13 protein-coding genes are annotated in these 13,125 nt (G+C 63.1%); 10 read left to right on the top strand and 3 right to left on the bottom strand.

The window, feature by feature from the left end:
- Positions 1 to 357, bottom strand: a complete 357-nt coding sequence (locus ACYVN4_RS38625) for a DUF1707 SHOCT-like domain-containing protein (RefSeq protein ID WP_460728082.1) — start codon at positions 355 to 357, stop codon at positions 1 to 3.
- Between the two features lie 204 nt (positions 358 to 561).
- Here ACYVN4_RS38625 and ACYVN4_RS38620 point away from each other — a divergent pair, with 204 nt between their 5' ends.
- The 5 genes from ACYVN4_RS38620 to ACYVN4_RS38600 all read left to right on the top strand — a co-directional run bounded on the left by ACYVN4_RS38620 (position 562) and on the right by ACYVN4_RS38600 (position 4,172).
- Positions 562 to 1,290, top strand: a complete 729-nt coding sequence (locus ACYVN4_RS38620) for a MerR family transcriptional regulator (protein ID WP_460728080.1) — start codon at positions 562 to 564, stop codon at positions 1,288 to 1,290.
- Positions 1,291 to 1,433: 143 nt separating this feature from the next.
- Complete coding sequence (locus ACYVN4_RS38615; protein WP_460728078.1) at positions 1,434 to 1,982, top strand: hypothetical protein; 549 nt, start codon at positions 1,434 to 1,436, stop codon at positions 1,980 to 1,982.
- Positions 1,983 to 2,362: 380 nt separating this feature from the next.
- A complete protein-coding gene (locus tag ACYVN4_RS38610; RefSeq protein ID WP_460728076.1) occupies positions 2,363 to 2,689 on the top strand; it encodes a histone-like nucleoid-structuring protein Lsr2 in 327 nt (108 codons plus the stop codon).
- 165 nt (positions 2,690 to 2,854) lie between these two features.
- Positions 2,855 to 3,013 (top strand): hypothetical protein, encoded by a 159-nt coding sequence (locus ACYVN4_RS38605; RefSeq protein WP_460728075.1) that lies wholly within the window; start codon positions 2,855 to 2,857, stop codon positions 3,011 to 3,013.
- A 115-nt stretch (positions 3,014 to 3,128) separates the two neighbouring features.
- Positions 3,129 to 4,172 carry a transglycosylase SLT domain-containing protein gene (locus tag ACYVN4_RS38600; RefSeq protein WP_460728073.1) on the top strand — a complete coding sequence of 348 codons (1,044 nt, stop codon included), beginning with the start codon at positions 3,129 to 3,131 and terminating at the stop codon, positions 4,170 to 4,172.
- A gap of 628 nt (positions 4,173 to 4,800) precedes the next feature.
- On the opposite strand, the gene ACYVN4_RS38595 is transcribed toward ACYVN4_RS38600, so the two are convergent.
- Both ACYVN4_RS38595 and ACYVN4_RS38590 read right to left on the bottom strand, forming a co-directional pair.
- Positions 4,801 to 6,102, bottom strand: coding sequence for an MFS transporter (locus ACYVN4_RS38595; RefSeq protein ID WP_460728071.1), 1,302 nt, complete (start codon positions 6,100 to 6,102; stop codon positions 4,801 to 4,803).
- Between the two features lie 52 nt (positions 6,103 to 6,154).
- Positions 6,155 to 6,712 (bottom strand): hypothetical protein, encoded by a 558-nt coding sequence (locus ACYVN4_RS38590; RefSeq protein WP_460728069.1) that lies wholly within the window; start codon positions 6,710 to 6,712, stop codon positions 6,155 to 6,157.
- A gap of 1,257 nt (positions 6,713 to 7,969) precedes the next feature.
- Here ACYVN4_RS38590 and ACYVN4_RS38585 point away from each other — a divergent pair.
- The 5 genes from ACYVN4_RS38585 to ACYVN4_RS38565 all read left to right on the top strand — a co-directional run bounded on the left by ACYVN4_RS38585 (position 7,970) and on the right by ACYVN4_RS38565 (position 13,007).
- On the top strand, positions 7,970 to 8,299 hold the full coding sequence (locus ACYVN4_RS38585; RefSeq protein ID WP_460728067.1) for a hypothetical protein: 330 nt from the start codon (positions 7,970 to 7,972) through the stop codon (positions 8,297 to 8,299).
- On the top strand, positions 8,299 to 9,249 hold the full coding sequence (locus ACYVN4_RS38580) for a hypothetical protein (protein WP_460728065.1): 951 nt from the start codon (positions 8,299 to 8,301) through the stop codon (positions 9,247 to 9,249). Before ACYVN4_RS38585 ends, ACYVN4_RS38580 begins: the two co-directional genes overlap by 1 nt.
- A gap of 382 nt (positions 9,250 to 9,631) precedes the next feature.
- Positions 9,632 to 9,781 carry a hypothetical protein gene (locus tag ACYVN4_RS38575; RefSeq protein WP_460728063.1) on the top strand — a complete coding sequence of 50 codons (150 nt, stop codon included), beginning with the start codon at positions 9,632 to 9,634 and terminating at the stop codon, positions 9,779 to 9,781.
- Positions 9,782 to 9,876: 95 nt separating this feature from the next.
- Positions 9,877 to 11,103, top strand: coding sequence for an FxsB family cyclophane-forming radical SAM/SPASM peptide maturase (locus ACYVN4_RS38570; protein ID WP_460728061.1), 1,227 nt, complete (start codon positions 9,877 to 9,879; stop codon positions 11,101 to 11,103).
- A gap of 107 nt (positions 11,104 to 11,210) precedes the next feature.
- Positions 11,211 to 13,007 (top strand): HEXXH motif domain-containing protein, encoded by a 1,797-nt coding sequence (locus ACYVN4_RS38565; protein WP_460728059.1) that lies wholly within the window; start codon positions 11,211 to 11,213, stop codon positions 13,005 to 13,007.
- Positions 13,008 to 13,125: the final 118 nt, after the last annotated feature.

Genomic DNA, 13,125 nt, shown 5'->3' with positions numbered 1-13,125 from the left:
TCACCGGGCGCGCATACCATCAACGACCACGGGTACGACCAACACGAGCAACAACCACCACACGCCACCGAAGACGACCTGGCACACCATGGCCGACACCACGACCGCACCGACCCGGACCACCGTCCGCGGCAGGGCGCCATCGGTCAGGTACGAACCCTGCCGGGAGGCGGGTGCCGCCGGAAGATCCGCGAATGCCTCGGCCAGTTGCCCGACGGTGATCGCCCGCAGCGCCCGAGAGCTGCGTTCCTCGAGCTCTTCGACCGACAGCCGGCCCACCGCGAAGTGCTGTGCCAGTTCGTCGAGCGCACGGTCGCGTTCGGAGGAACTCACCCGGGTGTGCGACGCGTCGTTCATCGGCCAAGAATAGGTCAGGGCACGAGGACGAAATCCCGTCGAATTTCCAAGGGAGGGAAGCATTTCCGGGTCGGCGACCAGCGCTGACGGCAGCCGCGCGGCGCACCCGGTGTCGCTCGAATCGAGATCACGATCCATCGGCACGATAGTCGACGTCACAACGGTGCGCGGGACCTCGCGAGAAGGATGTGGTTTCCTTATCTCATGGCAGCAGCGGCCGAATACACCATCGACGAACTCGCGCAGGCCGCCGGGACGACCGTGCGCAGTGTGCGTGTCTATCACGAGCGAGGTGTGCTGCCCCCGCCCCAGCTGCGCGGACGAACCGGCTACTACGGCGACGAACACCTCAATCGGGTCCGCACGATCAGCCGGCTCCTCGACCGCGGCATCAAGCTCAACGGCATCAAGGAGCTGCTCGCCGCATGGGATCGAGGCGACGACCTGGGCGCGGTCCTCGGTGTCGTGGAAACCGCGCCCCCAGCGAGTGAGAACACCGCGGCCACGCTGTCGGCGACCGAGCTGCAAGAGCGTTTCGCCGACGCCCCCAACGGGCTCGCGCGCGTCGTCGCCGCCGGAGTCTTCGAGCCGGTCGACGCCACCACCTACCGCATCGCCGACCCCGTCATGGCGACCCTGCTCGACAGCTTCGCGGTGCTGGGCGTGCCGTGTGACGAGGCGCTTCGGGAACTCGAACGACTGCGCGCCGATTGCGACCGCATCGCCCGCCGCTTCGTCGACCTCCTGCTGCGCGACTCCTGGGAGCCGTACACCGCCTCGGCCCGGGGCCGGGACGATCTCGCGGATTTCGCCGCGCGGGTGACAGCGGTCTTGTCGATACCGGGCCACGCCACCGGGGATCTCGTCAACCGGCTGATCGAGCGTCGGATCGACGAGGACGCCGACCTGTCGGACGTTCTTCGCGACGTCTGAGCGCGCTCCCTATCCCTTCCCATGATTGGCTGCCCGTACCCATAATGTGCCGTTAGGTATCGGTACATTAATCGCGTCAGTAAGTGCGCCGCCATACGAATGGTCCGTCGGCGCGGAACGCACGCGACGATACGGAGACGTCGATGTTCACGATCGCGAAAAGCAATCACAGCCACCACCCCAACACGGTCTCCCGGCTACGAGCCCCGCTAGCCGCGGCGACCGCCGTCCTTCTCGGCGCCTTCGGGATCGCCGCGGCCACCACCCCGGCCTCCGCGGACATGCCAGGGGCTCACTGTCTCTGGGCCGGTACCAACTACGGCCAAGGGGCAACCGTCTACGCGGGCGGCCTCGCATTCACCTGTCAGACAGATACTTTCGGCGCACCGAGTTGGACCAGGCGATCGGCGCAGGGGCATACCAGCACCGTGGCGAGTCCCGGGTCCGTGCGAAATCCGGCCGGGCAGTTCAGCCCCGGCGCCCGCCAACCCGGCACCGACTACAACGACTACTGTTCGGGCAACCAGCTCATCGACGGCTCCGAAGACCTCTTTGAGGTCGTCTCCACCGGCGGCTTCCTCCTGTGGCGTTCGGTCGGCCCGGTCTCGCAGTGGGCATTCGACGCCCAGTCCCCTCGTCCCGCGCCCACCTGGCGCTCGGCGAGTCTATGCATCGATGGCGTTCTCAGCTGACTCGAGGATCCGGCCCGGACCCCACGCGCTCGTGGGAGTCCGGGCCGACGGGGGACCACGACCGTGCACGGCCAGGACAAATAGTTCGCTGTGCGACTTTGCCGCATCCACCATCGCTCGACGACGGAGGGAACTGTCTCGAAGTGGTGATGCGACGGAGCCCGTGGAGTGCCCGGGGGTGCAGGTTGACAGTCGGTCACCCGGGCAACGACAGACTGTAGCCCATATCGGATGCCACGGTCATCTCTTGATTCCCATGATGGGGAATACGGTTCATTCGCCGATCGAATTTCTTGGCAGACTCCCAGTTCACCCTCCGCCGGAAATATATTCTGATCTCCGTAACGAACCGAAAGGAATTCACATCCATGGTACGCAAGGTGGTCGTCAACTTCATCGATGATCTCGACGGCGAGACCGAGGCGGCAGAGACCATATCATTCGGGCTCGACGGCGTCTCCTACGAACTCGATCTATCCGCGCCGAACGCCAATGACCTGCGTGTCGCGCTTTCTCGATGGACCGCATTCGCCCGCAAGGTTGGACATTCCCCGCGCGGCAAGAGCGCCAAATCCAAACTGGTGGATCCTCGCCAGAATGCGATCATCCGCCAATGGGCCCGCGACAACGGCTACGACGTACAGAACCGCGGCCGAATCCTCTCGGAGATAGTCACCGCGTACCACACACATCACGAGCAACTCTGAGCAGGCGTGTGTACGGTACCCCCCTGAGATCCGAGCGCGCATAGCACGGGTATTCCCTACCTTCCCATGAGCGGGAGGGCGCTGATCGCGGTGCCACCCATACTGGGATCTATCAGAGTCGTCAGCGCCCACCGGCGCTGATCCGAGATCAAGGAGGAGGCCCTCATGAGTCGCAGTACCCTGTCATTGTCCGAACTCTCGACGATGGAACTCACGGAACTGCTCGACTCGGCCACACCGGCCCTGCGGACGGCTCTGCGGCGCGGAATCGCCGGCGGCAGCGGTACCGGTATCCACGCATTCAATTCATTCATCCATGTTTAGATCGATTTATTAGCAGGATGTGCAGCGAACACGAAATATAGCCGGTGGTTATGCTTCGTGTTCGCTCATATCTGGGCCTCCATCGATCGCGCTAGAGTGCGACGGAACGTGAGCAATGACAACCCCGTTCACCCTTGAACACAAGCAAAACGCGCCACTTCTGAATCCTCACATCGACAGTACCCAGAAGTTCTTCCGGACGCTGCTGCCGGTAGTCGGCGGTGGTAATGCTATAGCCCCAGTGGCCACGAATTTGAGTGTGCCCCCTGCCGCCCTGCCGGGTTCCGGTGAACTTCAAACCAGCTACTCGCTGAGTGCCGCACAGGCCGATAAGCTCGAAACTGACCTGAGCTCGCTCAACGCGAGCGTCGCCGATGTTACGGCGAAGTCGGCCACCGTCGCGAACAAACTCACAATGCAGACCTCCGGATATATCAACGACGTCAAAGATGCCCTGGATACAGTGCCCGACGAGAATCCGTCGGTACCGGACCAGATCCGCGTGTCCGGGGCTCTCGACGGTATCGTGAGTAAGGCTCAGAACGATTTCGATCAAGCCTATGGGCAGCTCAACGCGAACTCTGATGCCGTTCGCAACGACACGCCCGTCACGGACGGGCCTTCGCCCTTCATTCCGATCGGCTACAATTCTCCGTCAGACTCCGGAAATGCTGCCAACCAGTATGTCGAGTACGCACCTGTTAATCCGGCAGGATCAGGCTCTTATGTGGATGAGGAATACGAAAATTCGGGGCTCAAGGGCAAACACATCCAGATGACTCCAGCGCAATTGGCGACAGAGATCGGCAAGGCGCTCGACTATTTGGGCATCACGGATCCCATAGCCCGTCAGAATTGGACGAACGGCTATATAACACTCATAACCAGAGAATCTGGTGGCGACCCCGATAGTGTGAACACCTCCGACAGCAACGCTAGGGCCGGACATCCTTCGCAAGGTCTTACTCAAACGATTCCGGGCACCTTCTTGGCGAACCTGCCACCGGGGGCATCGCTCGCCGATATCACCAATCCGAAGGCCAATATAATCGCGAGCATGAACTATGTAATGCACGAGTACAACGTCCATATGGATGGGTCCAACCTGGCCGAAAGGGTACAACAAGCCGACCCGAACCGATCGCCGAAAGGCTATTAGCAGCCCGTCATCTTGTCACTCGACAAAATGGCGGGATCATTCTGTCCGCGAGTATAGAATGGAGAGCGCTTACCCCTGAAGGAGGACATTTCTCGGGGCTAGGTCAATCATGGTTGCCTGCCGACATCTCGAACCCGGGATCCATGAAGAAAGTCCCGAGTTCGGGGTGTTGGTTCATTGTCGATGAGTGGGCAGACTTCGGAGTCCAGCAGCCTTTCCAGACCACGGTGTAGAGGGCAATTCTGGCGGCCGGGAGTAACGCAATGACGACGCTCCTCTCCAAGCGACCGCCGCGGCGATGACTGAGCACATCTTCGGGAGCTGCACCTGATCCGCCGTACTGTGCGGTTGACTCAGCTCGAAATTTGACCTTCTCACCCTGCGGGGCTTCGGGGTCCGGGCCAGGAGGGTTTCGCTGCACTGGCTGCAGACCCCGTCTTCGTGCGGGTGTGACGAGATCCTTTCCTGATACAGGCTGGGGTAAGGCGTTGTGGCGCGACAGGTTTCTCCCACCGTAGCTCGGCAAGGTCTGCGGCCGGGGGAGCGGCAGCCCAAAGGCGTTCCTCTTTTGCTTTCGGCCTGCCCGTTCTAGGCATCGAATCAAGAGGTCAGCTGCGAAACCCGTGCCTCACAATCCATTCGGGTCTACCGGGCCGTTGTGCGAGAGTCGCGCGATCCAGTTCGCCGGGCGCGGTGTCGCAGACGGCCGAGCCTGGATGACTTGCGTTCGCGGTTCGGGGAATCGGCGTGTTCGCCGCGCCAGCACGACCATGGCGGCGACGAGCAGCCATCCCGTGGTTCCCACGCCGAGAGTGGTGAGTAGGGCTCCCGCGAGTAGGGCGCCGACGGCCACCCCCGCGTGGGCGATGAGTTTGGTTGCGGCGTACACCCTGCCGACCAGATCCTCTGGAAACGCCTGTACGCGATGCAACATCAGAGCGAGATTGCCGATGGCCGCGACGAAGCCGACTCCCGACCAGCACACCGCGAGGACCACCGCGCTGGAGCTGGCCGCCATGAGCGCGCACAGTATCGCCCACCCCCAGAGTTTGCAGGTGAACATCACCCGCAGGCTGACGATGCGGGCGAGTTTGGTCGCAACAGCGGCGCCGAGCATGCCGCCGAAACCCGTCGCGCCCAGTACCACGCCGACAGCCCAGACCGAGTGACCGCCGGCTCTCACCTTGATGGTGAGCAACAGGATCAAGATCTGGAAGATCGCGTTCGTGCATCCGATCGTGAGCGTGGAATGCCGTACGAACGGCTCGTTCCACAGCGCCCTGGCCCCGGCCCAGGTGCTGTTCCAATCCCAGATGCCAGCCGGCGGACCCGCGGCGACGGGCCGGTCCGGAACGCGGGCCCGCAAGTGGGACAGTGCCCACAGGCAGTACAGATACGATGCCGCGTTCGCCAAGAACGGCAGGCTGCGGGCAAGTCCGAGCATGGCCGCGCCGAAGGCCCGACCCACCATATTGCCGATCGGCTGCTGGGCCTCGATCAGCGCGAACGCGCCGGGACGCTCCTCTGCGGTGACGACGTCGTGGACCACCCCGAGTTCGCTGGTTTGGAAGAAGACGTACGCCGTGCCCTCGACGAAGGCGGCGACGGCGAGAAGCAGCGACAAGCCGGGCGGCCGCAGGAGAATGACCGCGGTGGCGACCAGGGTCGCGATCAATCCCAGGGTCTGGCATCGGATGAGGATGCGCCGGCGATCGCGGTAGTCGGCCGCGACACCGGCGGGTACCTCGAACAGCAGGCTGGGTAGGGCGATCGCGAACGACACCCAGCTCGTCGCGACCGCCGAATCGGTGAGGATGAGCGTCAGCAGCGGATACGCGATGCGAGCGCCGGTAAGCCCGATAGTGGAAGCGGTGTTGCCGGACCATAACCACAGGAAGTCTCGGTTGTGGAAAATGGTCGAATCTGCCACGGGAATCACTACTTGTCTGGACTGCGGGGAATTATTGACGAGCCGACTGTGGTCATACGACCTTGCCGACCGCCGCGGTGATTACCCGTAGAACGTTGCGCCAGGAGAGTCTGACCGCGATGATCGCCGAGCCGAAGGCTGCCGCGGTCGCCCCGAAGGCCCAATTCGTGAGGCCAGCGACACTCAGAGGTACCGGCTCACCGGGCCACGGATAGGAACCCGTGTGTCGGAGAGCGCCGAGCACGAGTCCCAACTGCGGGCCCAGATCATTTCCCATTCCGAGTGAGCCCTGGATCTTGGGTATGTTGTCGTCCAAGTTGATCACCATGAAAAGTACGAGCGCGGCTATCGCTGTTGTTCCGAAGGCGGTAATAACGCCCGCCGTCTGATTGTTGTTGAGCATCGCCTGGACGGCGGAACAGACAACGATGAAGATCAGGACAGTTGCGAGGATCGCCCAGAATCCGCTGATCCTCATGCCCGGCGGCGCGGCACGCGACCACAGATTGAGATGACTGGATGTACGGGTCATGCGGCCGAAGGCGTCCACGGTGCCCTTGCCGTCCCAGCCGGAGGCTTTCAGCCAGGGCTGGAACATCATGAGGAACACTGAGACACTCCCGACCACTACCAATGCATAGAGCCAATTCCCGGGGATCGGCCGAGCGGACCGTGGAGTCGGGCTGGGGGTGGTCTGAGCGCCGGCCGGTTGCGAGACTGTCGGTTGCGCCATCAAGACACCCTACAAACGTAACATCGCCACGATCCTCCCCAATACTGGGCAGTCACAACGGATTTGACTGTCGGCGACGCTCAACACGGGCGCCCACCCGAGGCGCGGGCTCGTCAGCCGCAGACCCAGGTAAGGTCGCCGTCCCACCTTCCTCGGCCGCGTCCTAGTCGTCACCGCCGATCTCCTCGAAGGTGCTGTGCCAGAACACAAGGTCGGCATCCGAGGCGTTGCGGTGCTGTCCTGCCTGATCAGGATCGCCACGAGATTTCAGGGCATCCCAATCCCCATGCCTGTGAGCCGGTCCCTGAGTGTCCGAATCATGAAATATCCGAGGATATCTCGCGCCGCGGCGCGCCAACGAGGCGGCGGTCAACAGCGTCTTCGGTCTTGCCAGGAATGGCAAGACCGTCGACCGGCATGCGTCGATACATTATCCCTGATCGATAGGTGGGTATCCGCCCCCCGCGACGCCCTCAGGTCACCGAGATGGTCGTGTGGATGAGACTCGCCGAGTCCGGAGGGGAACCGACATGAGAGCGTTCGCTGTTCGACAAGCGGTGTCTCGACACATAACCTTCATCGCGGTCGCCACGGCCATCGCTGCGGTACCGCTGGTCAGTGCGACGTCGGCATTCGCCGATTTCGCGGTTGATACACCGACGTCGCAGAACCCGGATTCGGAGCAGGGGAGCAGTTCATCGAAGAACTCCAAGCAGAGGATTGGGGACGGTTCCTCGCAGCCTCCGTCATATGAACGGCGGGATGGCCCCAGCGATATCGGATGGCCCGGTTACAGCCACCGATACATACCGCCGTCGGGCCCGTCCCATCCGCCGTTCCTGCCTCCGTCTTCCGGGAGCGCTTCCGCCGGCAGCGGGATGTGAATTCTCCTCGCAGACAATCGAATATCGCAGCCGATCCTCGGTGGAGGCAGATGAAGACCGAATGATGTTCCCGTGTATGGGAATCGAGGTCTGCCCGGCTGTGGATAGGGTGAGGCTTCCAGGGTTTCCCCGGTGGGCGGCCCTTCCCGCTACGCAGCGCGTCGCCGTTGGTCGGCGGTGGCTTGGTGACGGCCCCGGATGGAACAACTTGTCGGGACGTGGCAGCGGGAGAGTTGGAAGGACGGATCGAATGTCGGGTCATGACGCGAAAATCGGTGTCGTCGTCGACTATGACGAGTTGGATCGAAATCCTCCGCTGCACACCGCGCGGGCCGACCACCTCCGTACCCACGTCGCTCCGCAGCCGGCTGCACTCGCGACACTGCCTGAGCAACTGGGTCCGATAGCCTATTCCCTCCAGCCGCTGTACGACTATTACCAAGGGCGTGAGGACAGAGTGCTCGGCCACGCTGATAGTCATGACGCCCTGGCCGCCCAACTTCATGAGCACAAGACGTCGATGTCCGAGGTCGACCGGGACAAGGCGCGGAGCGTGATTTCGCCCGGATCGCAGATCTGATGGCGGATCCTGGCGACACCGCGCCAAACAAGACTCCGTGGTCGGCCGCGACTCCGGTGTCGGCTTTGACTCCGCCTTCCTCGGCGCGGACCACCGATACTCCCGATTCGATATTCGACCACCAGATGGCTCCTCATTCCGACGGCACCGTAGAGGTAATGTCGCCGAACGGGCAATACGAGATGGTCTGGTCGGACAGCGCAGAAGCCTACAAGATCTACGGGCTGGACGGTACGGCTCGTGATGGCGCTTTTTACGATACCGAACCGCTGCTTATCCCTCATCGGTTCGCGGTCGACAACTTCGGCAATGCCATTCTGTTGGAAAGCGGCGGAACGGAACCGTTCGAGTTGGAGTCGACCCTCAACACCGCGGCGCCGCCCGAGCCCAACGACGTCTCCATCGACCAGATTCCTTGGGCGGAGCCAGCCGTTCAGGCATCGATTCGGGACGGCAATGCTGTGCTGCACAAGATTCTGAGTCAGTTCGGAAGCAAGAAGCCAGAAATCGTGCAGCCGTACGCACTGAATCCGTCCAACATCGCCGCGCTGGAACAGAACCAGGGCGCGGGAGCGGATGCCTACAACAATGCGTTGAACACCGTTACCGATCAAGAAAGATCCATTGGCGATCAGGATAAAGCGGCTATTGCGGCGTCGGCGAAAATAGTCAATGTGCACAACGTGCACCGCGACAACATAGTCAAGTCGGCCGCAACGCTCAATCATTCGCTCAGGACTATCAGCCCACCGAACCAACTTTGGAATCACAACACCATGCTCGACCCGGTCCTGCAAGTACTGTCCACCACTATCGACAGCATCCAGAACGATTATCAGCAATATTGCGACAAAGTCGTGGAGGCCGTGTCGCAGGTGCCGAAGCAGCCGGCTAGGCCCACGTCAAAAACGCCGGTCAACCACGACCTCAAGGAAGACGACCGGCGGTGACCCGCAGCGGCCCGGCGAGGATGCAGCCAACATCCGACCTGGGATCCTTCCCCCGGCAGCGAATCCAACTGTGATGCACCCACCTATGTCCCGGTGTTCATCGGCAACGGACACTGCGCCGAAGCGCCCGACATCGGCGCCAATGTCCAAATCGTCGCCCTCCCAGCCAACACGCTGCCACCCGCCCGCTGGTTCTCGACGTGGACCAGCTCCGCGGTCTTCTCATCGCTGGGGAGGGGCGTGGTATCGGAATTGATTGTGCTGCAATAGGATATGTCGACCGGGATGTGCCGACTTTCCCCGGAACCTCATTGCGTCAGATCCTTCCGGTCGTCGAATCGGTCACCGTGTACCGGGAGGGTATTCGAAGGGAAAATCCGTCATGGGAAGCATGTCCGAACTGGTCGACACCGACCTGGAGCGAGTGATGAGCGCGGCCAGCCCTGCCCTGCGCGCGGCATTGCAGCGGCGCCTCACCCAATCCGACAGCCGCGCCGCTGATTTCAACTCCTTCATCGCCGTGGACCGATAGTTCCATCGTCCGGGTGATCGGCGAGCCGATCCTCGGGGGCAGCCGACCGACCACCGAACCACCGCGGCGGCGAGACCAAGGGGTGTTTTCGAACCGTGCAACAAAGCTTCGAAGAACTGCCGTGGAGCGGTTGGCGAGTGCAATACACGGCGCTGCGACGCAGAGGCTGGCAGCCCCAGGCGTTCACCGAGTACGTGATCAAGATCCACGGCCGCTGCAACCTCGCCTGCGACTACTGCTACATCTATGAAATGGCGGACCAGAGCTGGCGGCACAAACCCAAAGCCATGAGCCGCGACACCTTCACCAGCAGCTGCCACATGATCGCCGAACACGCTGCGCGCCACGGTCTGACCGCGGTAGACCTGATCCTGCACGGCGGGGAGCCGCTGCTCGTGGGCGCCACCGAGCTGGACTTCTTCGCCCGCACCGCTCGCCAAACACTCGAACCCGATCTCGATCTGAGTCTGGGCGTTCAAACCAACGGTGTGTTGATCGATGACGAGGTCCTGCGTGTTTGCGAGCGATGGAACATTCGCATCGGCGTCAGCCTCGACGGTGATGAAACCGGCCACGACCGCCATCGCATCTCGCCGCGAGGAATCGGCAGCCATGCCAGCGTGCTCGATGGGCTGAACAAGCTGCTCACCGACGAGCACCGCCACCTGTTCTCCGGGCTGCTGTGCACGATCGATGTGGACAACGACCCGATCCGCACCTACGAGGCACTGCTGACCCACCGCCCACCGGCGGTGGACCTGCTTCTACCACACGGCAATTGGACTACCCCGCCCCCACACAGAAGCACCGATCCGGCCACGACGCCCTACGCCGACTGGCTGATCACCGTGTTCGACCGCTGGTACAGCGCCCCTGAACAGGAAACCGAGATCCGACTGTTCGCGGTCATCATGAACAGACTGCTCGGTGGCCACCGAGCCTACGAGGCCATCGGGATCACACCGATACGGTTGGCGGTCATCGAAACCGACGGCTCACTCGAACAGGTCGACGAACTCAAATCGGCATTCGACGGCGCGACCCGAATCCAGGCGATCGACCGAGACAATCCCCTCGACGCGGCTATGTGGGACCCGTCGATCATCGCACGCCAGATCGGCATCCAAGCCCTACACCCGACCTGCCGGGCCTGCCCGATCCACACCGTCTGCGGCGGTGGACATTACGTGCACCGCTACCGGCAGGGCAGCGGATTCCGCAACCCCTCGGTGTACTGCCCCGACCTGACCAAACTCATCCACCACATCGATGCCCGCGTGAGCATCGACCTGTCCGCCGCGATCAGAGGAGTAGCCCGATAACACGAGGTCCGGGCTTCTTCCCATTCATCGTTCGAGCGTGCCGTGGCCCGCACAGGCTCGTGACCGACATTCGAGCGCACATCACCTGGAAAGCAAGGGAGACGAGTATGCCTGTCGCCGCTTCCGAGTTCGACGAGATCACAACGGACTTCGGCTCCGGCCACGGAACCCGACGCGCTGTCGCGAAACTGGAGCGGGGACTGCTGACCATACGCCTGATCCTGCTGCGGTTGCTGATGGCCACCGTCGAGCCCGATGGCGCCTCCGTCACCGCCGTCCGCCACCTGCACAACGCCTACCACGAACTGGCTCAGCTGCAGGCCGACCATCCAGCGGTCATCGCTGAGATGCTCTGCTATCCCCACACCGGGACATGGCTCGAACGCCTCCTGGATCGCCTGGCCGGCAGAGGACCCGACGCCGAGACTCCGTTGTGGGCCGACTGCGCCTACCTCGGCTGGCTCGCCGCCGCAGCGGGCATCGCGTGCCGACCCGAAGGCCACGTCGACGTGCTCATCCGCAACGGCAGCGTGATGCTCCCCGGCCTGGGCCTGGCCCAACTCGACACACCCGATCATTGCGGACTCGGTCACGTGCGCTGGACAGCCGCCGGAAGCATCGACATCACTTGGTCCGGCGGACGAATACAGATCGACTCCGCGACAAACGAATCCGATCACCACTGGCTGCCACAGCGCTGGCTGCGCGGCACGCCGAGCGAGGCGCGCGTGCTGCTCGACGACCTCGACCCCTTCCGCCACCACCGACCGACTGCCCTCGAACCACGCCTCACCGCCGAACAAGCCCGACAATGGCAGCACACCTTCGCTGGTGCCTGGCAACTGTTGGAGCGCGACTTCGACCGCTACCTCACGCCGATGCGGGAATGTCTGCGGTCCGTCGCGCCGCTGAGTGCCGAACCGGTGGCCCTGGCCACGAGCTTCACGTCCTTCAGTGCTGTCGGCAGTGTGTACACCACCGCACCGGCGGATGCCTGTCAGCTCGCGCTCACCCTCATCCACGAAACCCAGCACACCAAATTCGCACTGCTGACCGACCAAGTCGAACTGTTCGCTCCGGACCCGACTCCACGCTTCTACGCCCCCTGGCGCGACGACCCCCGTCCGATCCTCGGCCTCCTGCACGGAATCTATGCGTTCTTCGGCGTCGTCGACTTCTGGCGCACCCACCGCCACGCCGCCTGCCACGATTCACCCCAAGCCCACACCGATTTCGCGCTCTGGCGCACGCAGCTCACCGAAGCGATCCACCAGGCACGAACCTGCGGACTGCTCACCGAACCCGGACGGCGTCTACTCGCCGGACTCACCACAACCATGGCTGAATGGGACGAGGAAGACGTCCCGGCCGCGGCCATGCGGGCGGCCACCGAAGCCGCCACCGCACATCGCACCTTCTGGACTGTCCGCAACCTGACTCCGGACCCCGACGATATCGCCGAGCTGACCGCGCGGTGGCGCAGCGGCCGCCAACCGGTTCGCGTTCTCGCGCCGGCAATAGCGTCCACCACCAAAGCAGCTCTGCCCCGACACGAGAGCCTCTCGCTGGTGGCGCAATTGACGGCCGCCGACCCGAGTGCGTACTCGGTCGCACCCGACCAACGCCCACCCGCGGGGGATCGCGCCTACCTCACCGGCTACCTCGTCGAGGCACTGGCGCTGTACTCGCGAGATCTGCGCACCGACCCGCGGCGCCCACACTTGTGGGCCGGGCTTGCGCTCGCCATGCCGAAGATCTTCGGGCCGCGGTCGGCGCACATCCTGCGCGAGCGCGCCGATATCGCCGCCGCGATGTGCGAAGTGCTGGGGCCCGAGGCAGAAGTCTTCGATCTGGTGCGGTGGTTGTCAAAAATTCAGGTGGACAACGGGATACGACCTAACTGACGACCCCTCGCCGCATCATGATTCGAGCCGAGAACTGCTCAGCATTTCGTGGCCTGATTCAGACACCACGAGAGTGCCCCGCGCGCACGAACACTCACAGCCAACCCTCTTCCCGTCG

Source organism: Nocardia heshunensis (assembly GCF_054782115.1).
This window is presented reverse-complemented; position numbering and strand designations above follow the sequence as displayed.